The sequence below is a fragment of the Desulfosporosinus shakirovi genome, assembly GCF_020595055.1.
Classification (GTDB): Bacteria; Bacillota; Desulfitobacteriia; order Desulfitobacteriales; family Desulfitobacteriaceae; genus Desulfosporosinus; species Desulfosporosinus shakirovi.
The window spans coordinates 1-16,267 of record NZ_JAJDOO010000061.1; the positions used below are offsets into that span (position 1 = coordinate 1).

Genomic DNA, 16,267 nt, shown 5'->3' on the forward strand with positions numbered 1-16,267 from the left:
ATCAGGTTCATTATCTTTTCAGAAAATCTTGTCGAGTTTTCCTAGACCATTATAAGAATAGTATACTAAATTTAATGGTTAATTTGGTTTTGAGGCTATCTGTCCCTGTGCATTGATTCGAGTAAGTCGATTATAATATATTTTAATATGTACGTTTGGAGGCAGAATATGAGAGATTCTTATAATACAGCATTGAATAGTAGATACGCATCCAAAGAGATGAGTTATTTATTTTCAGATGATATGAAATTTAAAACGTGGAGGAAACTTTGGATTGCCCTAGCTGAAGGTGAAAGGCTACTCGGAGTTAATATTACTAAGGCACAAGTTGAAGAACTTAAATCCTTTGTAGATAACGTTAATTATGAAGTGGCAGAAGAAAAAGAAAAAGAAATAAGACACGATGTAATGAGCCATGTATATGCCTATGGGGTACAATGCCCGGGTGCTAAGGGGATTATTCATTTGGGTGCTACTAGCTGTTATGTTGGCGATAATACGGATTTAATAGTAATGAAAGAAGCACTATTATTAATAAAAAAGAAACTAATTAATGTAATTAGTAAATCTGCAAAATTTGCATCGAAATATAAAGATGTGCCTACCTTAGGTTTTACACATTTACAGCCGGCTCAATTAACAACTGTAGGTAAAAGAGCAACTCTATGGATTCAAGAATTAATAATGGACCTAGAAAACTTAGACTTTGTTATAGACAAAATTAAACTATTAGGAGTCAAAGGAACAACTGGAACTCAGGCAAGTTTTATGAATCTGAAAGCATTCGAGTCCATTCTATGGCTGCAGCAAGACGCATTAAAGAAGATGGCTTAAATAATGATCTTGTAGAAAGAATCATAAATGATGATAGCTTTAAAATGTCAAAGCAAGAGATTCTAGATATAATTAATCCTATTAAATTTATAGGTAGAGCTCCAAGCCAAGTTGTAGAGTTTATAGCTGAATATGTAAATCCAATATTAGAAGCAAACAGAGATGCTTTAGGCGTAGAAACTTCAATAAACGTATAATCCTTAAATAACATAAATTTTAGGTTATTTCAAGCTATCAGTGTGAACTGCCTCCAGTTAAAACGCCTAGATAAAAGGCCCTCGTTGGGATTAAGCAGAGTGGGAAGTATTAGTCGCTGGGGGAGCGGGGATATTGACATGGCCATTTCAAACTATCCCTGGATTCATCCCAAAGCACAACCCCAAATCATTGACAGCGCAGAGTTTCTTGACCCTTTTATCAAGACTGAAGTTGATGCCTGCGAGGAGGCCAGTCTAAATGCTTTGTTCCAGACAGAGACAGTGGTTTGGGATAGACAATCATGTCCGAGAAAAACTCCCTGTATAACAAAGAAAGCCTCACTGAAGCGCATGATGGAATGAGCATGAAGAAAGCTTCCGGAGTAGACCAAGTGACAAAAGAGGATTATGGCAGGAATCTTGATGAAAATCTCGATGCTCAAGGTCATTAGAAAGAACTGCAGAGGCGATGCCTACATGGTGAGATATGCAGACGATAGTGTCTTCTGTTTCCAATATGAGGAGGAAGCAAATCGCTTCTATCATGATCTTAAAGTGAGACTGGCCAAATTCAATCTCGAAATTCAAGAAGCTAAGACGAAGATTATAAAATTCGGAAGATTTGCCGTAGATGAATGCAAGAAAGCCGGCATAAAGAAGCCGGAAACATTTGATTTTCTTGGATTCACACACTACTGTAGCAAAGGTAAAAACGGATGCTTCAGAGTTTTTTAAGAAATGATGGATTAAGTCTGCGGCAAATATGCAGGATCACTGGCTTTCCATTCCACATTGTCCGAAAGGCTTGACATTAACACAGAAGAACCGTCCCCTCGTGTCTTCCCATACCAGATATTGTCTTTGGACTAATAAATCTATTTCATATTGGCATCTTTAATAATCATCGGCTTGTCAGATTCGTCACCGGTGACGAATCTGACCGTTGGAAGCGAAGGTTTGATAACTTCAGAAAAGCAATTTCGCAATTCAAAGAATTTACCCAAAAGGACTTGAACTCTCGTGGTTTAAGTCCCTTTGTTTTCGTGATTCTTATTGATATACTATACTAAATACAGTTATAGGAAATTTATATCTGAAGAAGGTGTCGAAATGCTGAAATGCAGAGACAAAATTGGTATTGTTGCTTGTTCCAACGCTCTTATGCATACAGAAAAAAATCAGATTATAGAATTAGAAAATGCTTTCGTAAAGCTAGGGTTGATTCCGGTATTCAGCAAGTACATCTTTGAACAAAAATTCGTTTTCAATGGAACTGGAGCAGAGCGCGCCAGTGTTCTCAATGACTTTTATAATGATGATAGTATAAGGGCAATTTTTGATGTTTCAGGTGGAGACATAGCAAATGAACTGCTTGATTTCATCGATTATGATTTTATAAGAAAGCACCCAAAGCCGTTTTTTGGATACAGCGATTTAACAACTGTTATTAATGCAATTTATAAAAAAACCGGAAATTCCTCTTTTCTATATCAAGTGAGATGCCTTGTATGGGAAAATCGAGAAATTCAGACTTTGAATTTTAATAATACCATACTTAACAGGCAAGAAGATTTATATAAAATAAAGTGGAATTTTATTCGTGGATCAAAAATAGCTGGTGTTGTAGTAGGTGGAAATATCAGATGCTTACTGAAATTGGCCGGTACTCAATATATGCCTGACTTTGATGATAAGGTCTTGTTTTTAGAGAGTTACGGCGGCAATGTTGCGCTTATGAAAACATATTTATGCCAACTTAATCAGATAGGCATATTTAAAAAAATATCCGGGTTACTCTTAGGTACATTCACAAAAATGGAAGAAAATAACGAAAGGCCTAATATAGAAGAGCTAGTTTTAAGTATTGTGGATAAAAGGATTCCCATTGCAAAAACACAGGATATTGGGCATGGTAATACCTCAAAATGTTTAATAATTGGAAAAGAATATGTATGTGGATTATTGGCATAATGCGAATTATATGCAAGGCATTTTTTAGTACCTGTTCATGGTATAATGATATCGTCCAATTGATAAATGTCTGGCTTCCGTGGCGAGTGAGTCACAGTTAATGATTATTATAGAGTTTTGTAACTATATGCAGAAGAAAGTTATCCTGAATAAAGGAGAGTGTTATTATGCCAATACCCCAAGAAGAAAGACAATACACGTATGCAGACTACCTAACATGGCCTGAAGATGAAAGAGTAGAAATTGTTGGTGGTGTTCCCTATATGCAGGCAACCCCTTCACCGGAGCATCAGGAGATATCAATGAATTTATCTACTCAGATTTCAGTCTACTTAAAGGGAAAACCTTGTAAAGTTTATGCAGCACCATTCTCTGTTAGGTTAACTAAGGGTGACGAAAAGAGAGATGAAGACATAAAGAATGTTTTTGAGCCTGACATTACCATTGTATGTGACAAATCTAAAATTGATAAACAAGGCTGTAAAGGTATACCTGACTTGATAATTGAAATAATTTCTCCATCTTCGATAAAACATGACAGGGTTACCAAGTTTAATCAGTATGAGAAAGCTGGAGTTGTAGAATACTGGATTGTAGAGCCGGAAGGTAAGCTTGTAAGTGTATTCTTATTGCAAAGCAACGGTAGGTATGGCAGGCCAGAAATCTACACGGAAGAGGAAAAAATTGCAGTATCAATATTTTCCGATTTAACTGTAGATCTGAGTGCGGTGTTTCCTTCTATATGAGAAAAGAACGTAAATATATATACGAAAAAAGAAGAGCAGCTTACCCACAAGTGGTAAACTGCTCTTCTAAAACGTTTGGATTCTTGGCTTTCTACTATTGATGAAGGCAGAATGTTTGATATCATTTCTGCTGCCAGATGAGCTTCTCTAATGTAAGACCACCGTTTACAGGAGTCTCTACCCCTGGCGCTTCATTAGGATTCATGACAACCATATCAAAGCTAATACTGCTTGCCTCCCCCGACACTGACAGCTTGTCAGATTCGTCACCGGTGACGAATCTGACCTACACCCAGGCACTCATCCTCCTGGGGATCCCGGAAGAGGAGCGGGAGGAGTTTATTGCCGAGCACGATGTCGAGAGCATGACCAGAGTGGAATTGCAACAGGCTGTCAAGACAATCGGCTGGGCTGGCGTGCTTGCAACACGTCAGTCCTTTTGTTTTGTCTGCTTTTCTTAGGTTGTCTTTAAGTCCTTAATGATAGCTAGAAGATGTTCCAATTGGCCAAAAAATCCTGTCATGGGGGGCAGCGACCAGCATCGACATGAACGCCGTTGCGAATATCGTCTTGCTGCTGGTAATCTTTTACGCCGGCTCCATGCTGCTCAATTTCATGCAGAGTTTTATCATGGCAACTGTGACGCAGAAAATCTCGAAAAAAATGCGCACAGATATTTCACGAAAAATCAACCGCCTGCCCCTCCGATACTTTGACCGGACACTGCCCGACGGATATGACACGGTGCTTAACGACAAGGCAAGCTTATCGGAGGGCCAGAAGCAGCTGATCACGATTGCCCGCGCCATGATCCAGAATGCGCCGCTGCTGATCTTGGATGAAGCGACAAGCTCCGTCGATACCGGAACCGAGCGCATTGTTCAGAAGGCCATGGATAAGCTGGCAGAAGGCAGAACGTCCTTTGTTATAGCGCACAGGCTTTCTACTATCAAAAATGCCAGCATGCATAACACTTTGCTCAATTCTTTGCCAAACCCCCATCCTCCCCATCCACTTCCACCAAGCAGGAAGTGATATAAATCAGTAGAACACTATCGAAAATGGTGAATATTTTCTGCGTTAACCTATGCTCTTCACTAGTCAAAAATTGTTGGCCTTTTAAAGGAAATAGATGTAAGCTGTCGAAATCTATATTTTAACAGAGAAGGAAATCAAACGGAGGAAAATCGTTCGATGGCACAGCAAAAAACTGAGTTTTCGGAACATATGACATTCGAGTTTCTGGAGTTACTGCGCAAGAAAAATCCGGCCTGGCGTTTATTAACATCATCGCTCGCTCCTTTTGTGGCATCGTTTCTCTATAGAGAATTTATTGCGGAAAACAGGCGGCAGATTGCCGAGCAAGAATTGATCAGCTCCTTGGAGGGTTTTATTGAGCTACTCAATCAGGGGCGTGCTGACTCCCTCTTTCCGCGTTCAGGACGAGAATATCTGGATGAATGGGCTAATGATGAACATGGTTGGCTGCGGAAGTACTATCCTCCGGGACAGGACGAGCCTTATTTTGATTTAACCTCCCTAGCCCAGAAAGCCATTGAGTGGCTTCTGAGTTTAAAACAACAAGTATTTATCGGTACAGAATCACGCCTGATCACTGTATTTGAACTCCTGCACCAGATTGTGGAGCGTTCTGAAAGCGATCCAAAGTTGCGCTTGGCCGAGCTCGAACGACGTAAAGCCGAAATTGAACAGGAGATCAGCCGGGTTCAGAAGGGACAGGTGGAGCTGCTGGATGAAACGCAAATTAAGGAACGTTTTTGGCAGGCGATGACAACTGCTCGAGAGATTCTGGCCGACTTCCGGGCAGTAGAACAGAATTTTCGGGAACTGGACCGGGGGATGCGGGAACGGATTGCCATCTGGGAACGGGGAAAAGGAGAATTATTGGAATCAATCTTCGCAAAACAGGACGGGATTGCCCAATCAGAGCAAGGCAAGAGTTTCTCTGCATTCTGGAAATTTTTAATGTCCTCAGCTTATCAAGATGATTTTAAGAGCACCCTGGATAAAGTTTTGCAGCTAAAATCGGTGCAGGAAATGGGCCCGAGCCGGAATATCCGCTATATTCACCATGATTGGGTGAATGCCGGTGCCCATGTCCAGGAAACAGTAGCTGCTCTGTCTCAGCAGTTAAGGCGGTATGTGGATGAGAACTTTCTGGAGGAAGAGCGCCGGATCAATCAGCTTGTGCGGGAAATTGAAGGAAAGGCTGTGGCAATCCGCAATACTCCGCCCTCGGATTGGTCCATGGAAATTGACGGGGTAAAACCCGAAATCAGCCTTCCCCTCGACAGACCTTTATTTTCACCTCCCCAGCGGCCGGAACTGAAGGACGACATCATGGACGCAGGAAGCGACGATGTTCCGGCGGAAGCGCTGTTCTCTCAGGTCTATGTGGATAAGGAAAAACTAAAAGACCGGATTGGCTACCTGCTGCAATCTCAGGATAGAATCACGCTCTCACAAATTATGAGGCATTTTCCTCTCGAGCTGGGCCTGAGCGAACTTATAACCTATCTGGTCATTGCCAGCGAAAGCTCGCAAGCGGCGTTTCATCCCGACGAACTGGAGGAAGTATTCTGGCAGGATGAAATAGGAACGAGACGAGTAGCCAAGCTGGCTAAAATAATATTTCAGCGGGTTTAAGAATTTGCTGGCTTTGAATTCAGGAGGTTATGAACCGTGGGGGAGGACTAAGTCATGAATGCAATGGATGATTTGGCATTGTCACGCACTGTCGTCGCACTTTTTAAAAATGTTGTATTCAAAGAAACGGATCAGGAACATTGGGAAGTCATCCAGGCCCAGAAAAACAAAATTGAAGATTATGTAGGTAAGATTGGCCTTACCCTGATCGTAGATGAGCTGGACGGTTATGGATATTTGAAACAGCGTTCTTACGGAGAAGGCGAAGAGGCTATTCCCCGTTTGGTACCTCGCCATGGACTGAGCTATCCGGTTAGTCTTTTGCTTGTGCTCCTGCGGAAACAATTGGTGGAGTTTGATTCAACCACCGGGGATCAGCGGCTTATTATCACCAGGCAGCAGATAGCCGAGCGCCTGAGCTTGTTTTTGAAGGACACCACCAATGAAGCGAAACTAATGGCTGACATCGATAAGCATATTGACCGAGTGGAAAAAATGGGCTTTTTGCATCGTTTACAAGGCAACGAAGAACGTTTTGAAGTCCAGCGCATTCTCCGCAATTTTGTCACCGGGAAGTGGCTCAGCCATTTCAACGAGCGGCTTGAAGAATACCGGCGTTACGCCAATGCTGGTGAACTAAAGGACGGGGAGGCGAAGTCATGAGTTCATTTAACCTGGAGTCCGAAGAACCCGGCAGGCTTTTTGGCCCTACACCGGGATTTCGCTTACATAAGCTTGAAGTCTATAATTGGGGTACTTTCGATGGTAAAGTCTGGACCTTTTCGCCCCAAGGAGAAACCAGTCTTTTAACCGGAGATGTGGGTTCGGGTAAATCCACCTTGGTTGATGCTTTAACGACCCTTTTGGTCCATCCGCGGAAGGTAGCTTATAACAAAGCAGCCGATTCCAGCGCCAAGGAGCGTTCAGTCACCTCTTATGTGCGGGGTTATTTTGGTCAGAAGCGAAGCAGTGAAGGGAATGGTCAGCCGGATTCCTTGCGAGACACCAATCACTATTCAGTTATCTTGGCAACATTTTTGGATCAGGGTCTGTCTCAGCATGTTACTCTAGCTCAATTTTTCTGGTTTCCAGATCCCCAGAAGCCTCCAGCCCGTTTTTATATTGTAGCCGATAAAGAGATGTGGATCGCCCAGGACTTTGCCAGATTTGGCAACGAGGTCAGGGTTCTGAAGAAACGCTTAAAGGCTGGCAACTGGGTTCAGGTCTATGAAGATTACACCCGCTATGCTGAAGTCTTTCGGCGTAAGTTCGGCATTGCTCAGGAGCAGGCTCTGGATTTGTTTCAGCAGACCATTTCTATGAAAAAGGTTGAGGCTTTAACGGATTTTGTCCGAACCAATATGTTGGAAGTTCCTAATACGGCTAAAAACGTGGATGACCTGATCAAACATTTTCAGGATCTGAATGGGGCCCATGAAGCTGTCCTTAAAGCCAAGCAGCAGATTCAGCTGCTGGCCCCCCTTGTTGATCAGGGAAATCGCTGCCTCCGGCTTGAAGACAAACAAAGGCTGCTGAATCAAGCCCGCCAGGCTATAAACCCCTGGTTCGCCGAGCGGAGGCTGGTTTTGCTGAGTGCTGAAATCGCCAATCAGGAGCAGAAACTGATTCTGGCTGTTGCAGCACGGGAACAGGCAGAAGCAATCCAGCGTGACTTGGCTAAGAATATCCAAGGAATTGAGAGAGCTATTTTTGCTAATGGCGGGGATGCCCTGGAAAGATTGACCCGGGATATTGAGATCGGCAGACAAACTCTTAAACGTTTTAGGAAAAATCTGGAGGCCTATGCCTGTCATGCCCAAATGCTTAAACTGCCTGTGCCGGATTCTTTAGCTGTTTTCCTGGCTAACCAAAGGAAATCAGCGGAATTTAAACGGAGTGAGGAAGAAGCGCAGATAGGTCTGCAGGAGGATCTTAAAACTGCCGTTACGGAGGAGGACAAGGCAAGGAAGGCCGCCGATCAAGTGGCTGAAGAATTGGCATCCCTCCGTTCCCGTACTTCCAGTATTCCTCGGGAATACGTTGAGAAACGCCAACAACTGTGCCGGGTTCTGCAGATCGTAGAAGACGAATTGCCTTTTGTCGGCGAACTGCTGGAAGTCAGAGCTGGGGAAGAAAGCTGGGAAGGAGCTATCGAAAGGCTGCTGCATAGCTTCAGTCTGTCGCTGCTGGTGCCGGAGCGTCATTATCAGGCCGTTATGCAGTGGGTAGACCGGACCCACCTGGGGATGCGGCTGGTCTATTACCGGGTTCAGGATGAGGGCCAGCCGTCTGCTTCCGGCCGGTTGAATCCTTTCTCCGCAGCCGAAAAGCTGAACATCAAGCCCGGTACGCCTTTTGGCGTCTGGCTTAGCAAGGAACTGCGCCAGCGCTTCGCTCATGTTTGCTGCAAGACGATGGAGCAATTTCGCCGGGAAGTCCAGGCCATCACCCAATCCGGGCAGATGAAGACCGGGGGCAAACGTCATGAAAAAGACGATCGGCATGGGCTCAATGACCGCCGCCGCTATATGCTGGGTTTTTCCAACCAGAAAAAAATTGCCGCTCTGGAGGAAAGCGAACAGGACTTGAGGGGCGAGGCCCAATTCTATCTTGAGGAACTGGATGATATCTATCGGAAGCAGCGGGAGAGTCAGGAACGGGTCCAAGCAGTTGCCGGCATGGCAAGTATTGACGACTTTGCCGACATCGACACGAAGACAGCGGAAAAGGATATTAAAGAAAAAGAAAAATTGAAAAGAGAGTTGGAGCAGGAAAACGATATCCTGCAAGGGCTCCAGAATCAGTTGGCTGAACTGATGCAGAAGCAGGAAACCCATGAAAAGATTGTGGAGAAGGCCCGCAAAGATGAAACAACCATGGAGAATAAACGGGACGATCTGCTGCGGGATAATGTGAGCACAGGAAAGGCTGCGGCTGAAGCCACGCCGGCCATGCGGGAAGAAGCTTACCCTTTCCTGGAGCAGCATGAGTTGGAGGCTTTGGGGAATACCGGTTTGACCCTGGACAATGGGAAAACGCTGGAACGGGATTATCTGGATTGGATCGAAAGCGAACGCAATATATTGGCCGATGAGATTGGACGGCTCAAAAACAGGCTTGTTAAGGCGATGCAGGATTATAATTATAGATACCCTGAAGAAACCAGAGAGTTTGATTCCGATCTGGAGAGCTTGCCCGAATATGCACGGATGCTGGCGCAGCTGCAAAGCGACGGATTGCCGGCATTTGAACAGCGTTTTAAGCAATTGCTGCATGAAAATGCTATTAATCAAATCGCTTTATTCCAGGCCAGATTAAAACAGGCACAGGATACCATCCAGACCCGGATTGAACAGATTAACGGTTCCCTGAACGCCATCGACTATAACGAAGGAAGGTATATCCGTCTGGAGTATGCTGAAACCTATGATACGGATATCAAAGAATTCCGAGTTCAGTTGAAAGCCTGCACTGAAGGGGCTTTGAGCGGCTCTGAGGATGAACAATATGCTGAAACAAAGTTCCTGCAGGTGAAAGCCATCATTGAGCGCTTCCGGGGCCGGCCTGGGGAGACCGAAAGGGATGAGCGCTGGACTAAAAAAGTCATTGATGTCCGCAACTGGTTTTTATTCGCAGCTTCGGAAAGATGGCGGGAAAGCGATGAGGAATATGAGCATTATACCGATTCCGGCGGAAAATCCGGAGGCCAAAAGGAAAAGCTGGCTTACACCATTCTTGCCGCCGGCCTGGTCTATCATTTTGGTTTGGAAGGGCAGGAATCCCGGCCCCAGTCTTTCCGTTTCGTAGTCATTGATGAAGCGTTTTTGAAAAGCTCGGATGAATCGGTCTCGCTTTGGCTTGGAACTTTTCAAAAAACTGGAGTTGCAGCTGCTGATTGTTACTCCCCTGCTCAAAATCCCCACCATCGCCAAATTTATTGCCCATGTGGGCTTCGTCCATCATGATGATGTAAAACATCAATCCATGCTGCGGGATATTTCTATCCAGGAGTATGAGCAAGAGCGGAAGGCCAGGGAGGTGGCCCAATATGTCCATCAAGTGGTCTGATCCGCCATGGATCCGAGAACAGCTACGGCGGAAGTGGGATTCGGGCCGAATTTTGCGTTCACTGCTGATGCCGGATGATCTGTTTCCCTTGCGCATTCCCCTGAAAAGGCCGCAAAGCAGTGAGGTAAATGAGAATTTCGCTGAAATCTCCCGCTGGATCAAGTCCCTTAAGAATCAGAGCAAGCAGGAGACAGGCTTTGGCTATGAACTGGTGGAAAAGGAAATAGTTCACCGTCAATCGGGCCGTAATCTACTGCCAACTCATGCCTTTATTCCCACCATGCGGGATGCCCTGCGCTTGTTAAGAAAAGAGCGGGAAGGAGACGGATTTTTGGAGCTTGCCCGGCTGATTCAGGCGAAATGGCCCCTTTTGCAGGAATGGATCGTTAAACATCTACACAAGGTACTGGCCGCCGGAGCCGACTGGAGTGGTATCCTGGCCGTGCTAAGCTGGTTTTTCAAGCACCCGCGCTGCGGCTTATATCTGAGGCAACTGAATATTCCCGGGATTGACACCAAGTTTATTGAGCAAAGGAAAGGGTTTCTGACGGAATTATTGAATATTATTTTGCCGGACGAGGGTATTGACCACAGCGCTCCCTCATTTGAGCTGCGCTACGGATTGCAGGCCAAGCCGGTGCAGGTCAGGCTGCGCTTCCTTGATCGGCAGCAGTATCTTCAGGGCATTTCCGATCTGACGGTTCCGGTGGAACAGCTGGCGGAATTCAATCCTCCGGTATCCAAGGTGTTTATAACCGAAAATGAAATCAATGGCTTATGCTTTCCTGATGTCAAAGAAGCGTTGGTGATCTTCGGGTTGGGATACGGTGTTGAGGTGTTGAAGTCCGTGACTTGGTTGAAAGAGAAAGAAATCTACTATTGGGGAGATATCGATACCCACGGATTTGCCATTTTGGACCAAGTCCGCAGCTTTTTGCCTCAAGCCCAGTCGCTGCTTATGGATGAAAGGATATTGATGAGTCATCAGCACCTATGGGTCAGAGAAGAGAAACCTTCCTTCACAGAGTTGAATCGGTTGACGGCAGATGAACACCGGCTGGTTTCTTCTCTTCAAAATAATACTTGGGGCCAGGGAGTTCGCTTGGAACAGGAGAGAGTTTCTTTTCAGGAAGTGAAAGAGGCTGTTGATCGTTTAGAGTATAATGGTTAATACGGCCTAATGGGCAACAAGGACTAAGCAAGTCTTCTGGAGCATGTTGGGCGTCCAATTGTAAGGCGTGGCATATAGCACTGTCTTAGCTAGATTAATAGTTGAACCCTATAAAAAACTAGAAGGTTTTGAGGAAAATTAGATGAACTTTAAGACACAAGAGATCACGGAATATTTCAGGAGTGCTGTAGCAGCGCAATCAAACAAAGAAATTGTTTTTAAGGATAACCCTTTTCAGATGGTCGAAGCAGCAGAATTGCTGCAAGGAAGAATTAATCCGCAAGCCACTCAAGAGCTATTTGCAGAGGCCAATAGAAAAAACTCTGGGCATGAGGACGAGGACGAATCAAAGAAAAAGGCCAAGGAGAAATCCTTGCTCAATATCATTATCTGTGCTAAAGTCATCAAAACAATTTTTGAAGCTAATGAAAAGGTTCAGGATGAAATTGATCAGTTAACCGGAGTTTATTTTATCCCGGCTCTTCTTAAGCTTGATGGAGCTCTGTCATTTGATGGGGAGAAAAGAAAACTTCCTTGGTTCCCGAGAGAATTTCTGCACCCCATGGTTGAGCCTAAATTAGCAATTGGGACTACCGATGCAGTTGATGATTTTATGAGTAATCAAGTGGACCAGGTAATAAAGATTAAAGCTTGGCCAGAGTATGTCAAGTTTTTCAAGAATTTCTATGAGAAAGTTACGGAATCTCAATTTGACCAAAACACCATTCGGAATCTGGACGAAAAGGAACCTTACTTCGAATTGGAAAATAACGTCTATGTTTTTCTGGATAAGACGGTTTTTACTACTTTCCATATTATGAACTTGTACAATGATCTCCAAAAAGACGAACAGTTCAAATCTCTTTACGATAACTTTGTATCGCTGCAAATACCAGAGACCAGCCCCCTTGTCCAAAACACATGGGCACAGATGAAAGCCCACTGCGGTCAAATGGGGGGAGAATATCCTTTATCTCCGTCACAAAGAGAAGCAGTCAATCATTTCAATAGCATGAGTGAGGCTGACATATTGGCGGTCAATGGTCCACCTGGTACCGGGAAAACTACTCTATTGCAGTCTATTGTTGCGGATATGTATGTGAAACGGGCCCTATATAAGGAAAGAGCTCCTGTAATTGTGGCTTCTTCCACCAACAATCAAGCGGTTACCAACATCATCACTTCTTTCGGCAATATTAAAAAAATAGGCTTGGCAAATTTGGAAGAACGATGGATTGAGGGCGTAGATAGTTTCGCTGTTTATTTTCCCGCCACCTCGAAAAAAAATGAAGTAGAGAGTAAGGGATATCAATATACCGATCAAAACGGCGGCTTTTTTGTTGCGAAGATTGAGGATAAAGAGAATCTTAAAAAATCAAAGCTCAAACTCATAGAAAGTTGTAACAAATATTTTGGTAGTGCCTATAAAGACATTGATGCATGCCAAAGCAGGTTGCATGAAGAATTAGAGTTTTTAAATAACAAAAAAGAAGCATTGCTTGAATTGGTTCAGGAAGCTTCAGAATTGGGACTCAACGGAGAGCCGCTGGATGACTGTATTTGCAATTTTGAAAACCAGATTAAATGTCATCAAGGAGTGGTTGAGCATATTCGCCGGAGAGTTGAGGAATGGGAAGCCTGTTTTAAAAGGATTCCTTTGATCTACCGATTGCTCCGGTTTATAAAGGTGTTTGCTCGAAAAATACAAACGGAATTCAGATTATTTATCAATGAGGATGAGCAGGGCTTTCTCAGCGTGTCTATGAGTCTGGATGAAATCAAGGAAAAATACAGCTATAAGAGTGAGGAACACAAGAAAATTCTTACGGAGCTTAAAAAGAACAAAAAGAAGCAGGAAGAACTGAAAAGCCGGTACGATCATGAATTGGAACAATTGAAACTTCATAATGTTAGCTTGTATAAAAAAGAGGAAAGCAAATACCTACTTGACTCAGACTACGTCAACGATCTCTTGGATACTAAGGTTAGATATGTGGAATTCTGGCTGGCGGTCCATTATTTCGAGTGCAGATGGGTCCTGGAAGAGGATCGGCCGGTTGGGCAACAGGCAGGTAAGACCTTTGAAAGTGTTTTAGATAAGTTTTACCATCGGCTCAGCATGATTGCGCCATGCTTAGTCATGACGTTTTTCACGCTCCCTAAGCATTTTCGGGCTTATGGTGATCAAAAACACTTCTATTTGTTTAACTTTATCGATTTGCTCATAGTAGATGAAGCAGGGCAAGTGTCTCCGGAAATTGCCGCCGGAGCCTTTTCACTCGCTAAAAAGGCAATTGTTGTCGGGGATATACATCAGATTGAGCCGATATGGGCTGTAAATCGGGCGCTAGATAAAGCCTTAGCTGTCTCTAATAGGGTTATCCCCAGTTTAAAGGAGTTTGAATTACTGGCACGGACGGAGTTAAACTGCTCCAGCTCCAGTGTAATGAAAGTTGCAGCCAAATGCTGCAAATACAAAAAGTTTGAGGAGAGGGGCCTGTTCTTAAGTGAACACCGTCGTTGTTATGATGAAATTATAGACTACTCGAATAAGCTGGTGTACGAAGGAAATCTTCAACCCATGCGCGGGGAGGGAAAACGGGATCCAAAGTTACCGTTTAAGCAATGGCCGCAAATGGGGCATATGCAGATTGAATCCGAGTATTCGGTCAGAAGGAGTAGCAGTCGATTAAATCTTACAGAAGCTAAACAGATTGCAGCATGGCTGGAAGCTAACTATGCTTGTATTGTTAATGCTTATCCCGATGAGATTCGGGAGAATTTAGTGGGTATTATCACGCCGTTTAAGGCTCAGGTTCAAGCGATCCGTTCGGAATTGAAGAAAGTATTACCGGTTTATCATTCGAAAATTAATATCGGCACAGTGCATACCTTTCAAGGGGCGGAAAGAAGAGTTATTATCTTATCCACAGTATATGGTAACCGGGATGGATGTTATTTTATTGATGCTAATAACAGTTTAATGAATGTAGCAGTTTCCCGAGCCAAGGATTACTTTTTTGTCTTTGGCGATATTGGTTGTTTGCAGGGTCCTCCAAGAAGTGCTAGCGGAATGTTAAGAGGATTTATTGAAGTAAATGCAGTAAAATAACTTAACTATAATAACTCAAAGCGATTTTATTTTACAAAGGCCACAGATGTCCATTTGTTAGAACGCAATAGATGTCCCATCCATCCTAAAGGTATTAACTTGTCATAGTGGTCGTTTAGGACGAATTTAATTAATTGGATATAATCGAGGTTAACAAATCTAATTACTAGTTTAAAGGCCTTAATAGCTATGGTATAATATGGCTATAGAGCTTAAGGACCGACTCTAACAAGAACTTAGAATCCGCACCAGTGCGGATTCTGACATACACACAGGCAGTGATGCCTTCAATTATAATATCAGGGTACCATTGAAGTTTTGAGTTAGGACGGAGGGAGAAATGTGAAAGAGCTTATCAACCTTAAGATCGATTACGCCTTCAAGCTTATTTTCGGCAAAGAGGGGAATGAAGCGATTCTCATTGCATTTCTTAATGCCGCGTTGCGGTTGCCACAGAAAAGTAGGATTGATGGCATAACGATTATGAGTCCAGAACTGAATAAAGAATACCATGACGATAAGAAGTCTATTTTAGATGTTCGTGCTGTGACGATTGAAGGAATGCAAATAAACATAGAAATTCAATTAAGCAATCAATACGACATAGAAAAACGCTCACTGTATTATTGGGCAGAAATGTACTCCAGGCAGATGCGAGAAGGCATGGCCTACAAGGAACTGGCGAAGGCAGTCACGATTAACATTTTAGATTTTAACTATTTGAATCAGACGAAGAACTACCATAGTGTATTTCATCTTTACGAAGACGAAGAGAGATTCCAACTTACAGAAGCCTTAGAAATGCACTTCATGGAATTGCCTAAATTGGTCTCAAAGTGGCGACAAAGAGAGGTAAGCCCTTGGGAGAATGGTTTAGTTCGATGGTTATTGCTTCTGGAGGGTTCGGAAAATCAGGAAATTTTTAAAATATTGGAGGAGATTGCAATGCAAGATCCCGTTTTGCACCAGGCAATGACAGCTTGGGAAAAAACAAGTGATGATCCTAATGTGAGAGAAGCGTACTTTGCGAGACGCAAGGCTGTTTTAGATGAGAAGGCGGCCGTCAGAGAAGCAGAACTCCGCTTGAAGGAAGCAATCCAGAAGGGAATAGAAGGTAGGGCAGAAGGTAGGGCAGAAGGAAAGGCAGAAGTTGCGAAGAATCTTCTGGACTTGGGAATGGAGATTTCTAAGATAGCTAAAGCAACAGGTATGACAGAAGACGAAGTTAAACTGTTAAAAGATTGAGACTACTGATCGAGGGAGGGGTATGCTCTATATAGGGGGCCTAGGAGCACCAGTGCCTGTCGAATCAGAAAAAGCAATACCCCACACTATGGAAGTGTGGGGCAATTTTTTGTCCGCAATTCGCTTTTCCGCCAAAGGGCACTGTCCGTAGATTAACGGTGTGTTAATTGCCTGAGAGTAAATAGATAAGTTGACCAAAATAGATAGTGTCAATAAATGTTCGCAAAAACCATCCGAATTCCTAAAGGCAGATCAG

Annotated in this window: 12 protein-coding genes and 3 pseudogenes; 14 read left to right on the forward strand and 1 reads right to left on the reverse strand. The window is 43.7% G+C overall.

The window, feature by feature from the left end; all coding sequences use genetic code 11:
• Positions 1-168: 168 nt before the first annotated feature.
• The 6 genes and pseudogenes from LJE72_RS25015 to LJE72_RS25035 form a co-directional block, all read left to right on the forward strand.
• Positions 169-777 (forward strand): annotated as a pseudogene (locus tag LJE72_RS25015) (lyase family protein); the annotation flags it as partial.
• A gap of 20 nt (positions 778-797) precedes the next feature.
• A complete protein-coding gene (locus LJE72_RS26945) occupies positions 798-1,031 on the forward strand; it encodes a hypothetical protein (RefSeq protein WP_449508562.1) in 234 nt (77 codons plus the stop codon).
• 42 nt (positions 1,032-1,073) lie between these two features.
• Positions 1,074-1,394 (forward strand): P1 family peptidase, encoded by a 321-nt coding sequence (locus LJE72_RS25020; protein WP_312038968.1) that lies wholly within the window; start codon positions 1,074-1,076, stop codon positions 1,392-1,394.
• Positions 1,395-1,454: 60 nt separating this feature from the next.
• Positions 1,455-1,766 carry a reverse transcriptase domain-containing protein gene (locus tag LJE72_RS25025; protein ID WP_229250805.1) on the forward strand — a complete coding sequence of 104 codons (312 nt, stop codon included), beginning with the start codon at positions 1,455-1,457 and terminating at the stop codon, positions 1,764-1,766.
• Positions 1,767-2,141: 375 nt separating this feature from the next.
• A complete protein-coding gene (locus LJE72_RS25030) occupies positions 2,142-3,002 on the forward strand; it encodes a S66 family peptidase (protein ID WP_229250806.1) in 861 nt (286 codons plus the stop codon).
• A 167-nt stretch (positions 3,003-3,169) separates the two neighbouring features.
• Positions 3,170-3,748 carry a Uma2 family endonuclease gene (locus LJE72_RS25035; protein ID WP_229250807.1) on the forward strand — a complete coding sequence of 193 codons (579 nt, stop codon included), beginning with the start codon at positions 3,170-3,172 and terminating at the stop codon, positions 3,746-3,748.
• A gap of 121 nt (positions 3,749-3,869) precedes the next feature.
• Here the strand turns inward: LJE72_RS25035 and LJE72_RS25040 are convergent, their stop codons facing one another.
• Positions 3,870-3,962, reverse strand: coding sequence for a hypothetical protein (locus tag LJE72_RS25040; protein WP_312038969.1), 93 nt, complete (start codon positions 3,960-3,962; stop codon positions 3,870-3,872).
• Between the two features lie 25 nt (positions 3,963-3,987).
• Here LJE72_RS25040 and LJE72_RS25045 point away from each other — a divergent pair.
• The 8 genes and pseudogenes from LJE72_RS25045 to LJE72_RS25080 form a co-directional block, all read left to right on the forward strand.
• A pseudogene (locus LJE72_RS25045) lies at positions 3,988-4,146 on the forward strand (DUF3102 domain-containing protein); the annotation flags it as partial.
• Between the two features lie 142 nt (positions 4,147-4,288).
• Positions 4,289-4,714 (forward strand): annotated as a pseudogene (locus tag LJE72_RS25050) (ATP-binding cassette domain-containing protein); the annotation flags it as partial.
• A 228-nt stretch (positions 4,715-4,942) separates the two neighbouring features.
• Positions 4,943-6,415, forward strand: a complete 1,473-nt coding sequence (locus LJE72_RS25055) for a DUF3375 domain-containing protein (RefSeq protein WP_229250809.1) — start codon at positions 4,943-4,945, stop codon at positions 6,413-6,415.
• A gap of 54 nt (positions 6,416-6,469) precedes the next feature.
• Positions 6,470-7,078 carry a DUF4194 domain-containing protein gene (locus tag LJE72_RS25060; protein WP_229250811.1) on the forward strand — a complete coding sequence of 203 codons (609 nt, stop codon included), beginning with the start codon at positions 6,470-6,472 and terminating at the stop codon, positions 7,076-7,078.
• Positions 7,075-10,380 carry an ATP-binding protein gene (locus LJE72_RS25065; protein WP_229250813.1) on the forward strand — a complete coding sequence of 1,102 codons (3,306 nt, stop codon included), beginning with the start codon at positions 7,075-7,077 and terminating at the stop codon, positions 10,378-10,380. Before LJE72_RS25060 ends, LJE72_RS25065 begins: the two co-directional genes overlap by 4 nt.
• A gap of 83 nt (positions 10,381-10,463) precedes the next feature.
• Positions 10,464-11,654, forward strand: a complete 1,191-nt coding sequence (locus tag LJE72_RS25070) for a Wadjet anti-phage system protein JetD domain-containing protein (RefSeq protein WP_229250815.1) — start codon at positions 10,464-10,466, stop codon at positions 11,652-11,654.
• 142 nt (positions 11,655-11,796) lie between these two features.
• Positions 11,797-14,766, forward strand: coding sequence for an AAA domain-containing protein (locus LJE72_RS25075; protein WP_229250817.1), 2,970 nt, complete (start codon positions 11,797-11,799; stop codon positions 14,764-14,766).
• Positions 14,767-15,108: 342 nt separating this feature from the next.
• Positions 15,109-16,011 carry an Rpn family recombination-promoting nuclease/putative transposase gene (locus LJE72_RS25080; RefSeq protein ID WP_229250819.1) on the forward strand — a complete coding sequence of 301 codons (903 nt, stop codon included), beginning with the start codon at positions 15,109-15,111 and terminating at the stop codon, positions 16,009-16,011.
• The last annotated feature ends 256 nt before the right edge of the window (positions 16,012-16,267 follow it).

What these genes read in the sequence shown, in the direction of transcription:
- LJE72_RS26945 (WP_449508562.1), top strand. Translation starts at nt 798, where the DNA reads ATGGCTGCAGCAAGACGCATTAAAGAAGATGGCTTAAATAATGATCTT.
- LJE72_RS25025 (WP_229250805.1), top strand. Translation starts at nt 1,455, where the DNA reads ATGAAAATCTCGATGCTCAAGGTCATTAGAAAGAACTGCAGAGGCGAT.
- LJE72_RS25030 (WP_229250806.1), top strand. Translation starts at nt 2,142, where the DNA reads ATGCTGAAATGCAGAGACAAAATTGGTATTGTTGCTTGTTCCAACGCT.
- LJE72_RS25035 (WP_229250807.1), top strand. Translation starts at nt 3,170, where the DNA reads ATGCCAATACCCCAAGAAGAAAGACAATACACGTATGCAGACTACCTA.
- LJE72_RS25040 (WP_312038969.1), bottom strand. Translation starts at nt 3,962, where the DNA reads ATGGTTGTCATGAATCCTAATGAAGCGCCAGGGGTAGAGACTCCTGTA.
- LJE72_RS25055 (WP_229250809.1), top strand. Translation starts at nt 4,943, where the DNA reads ATGGCACAGCAAAAAACTGAGTTTTCGGAACATATGACATTCGAGTTT.
- LJE72_RS25060 (WP_229250811.1), top strand. Translation starts at nt 6,470, where the DNA reads ATGAATGCAATGGATGATTTGGCATTGTCACGCACTGTCGTCGCACTT.
- LJE72_RS25065 (WP_229250813.1), top strand. Translation starts at nt 7,075, where the DNA reads ATGAGTTCATTTAACCTGGAGTCCGAAGAACCCGGCAGGCTTTTTGGC.
- LJE72_RS25070 (WP_229250815.1), top strand. Translation starts at nt 10,464, where the DNA reads ATGTCCATCAAGTGGTCTGATCCGCCATGGATCCGAGAACAGCTACGG.
- LJE72_RS25075 (WP_229250817.1), top strand. Translation starts at nt 11,797, where the DNA reads ATGAACTTTAAGACACAAGAGATCACGGAATATTTCAGGAGTGCTGTA.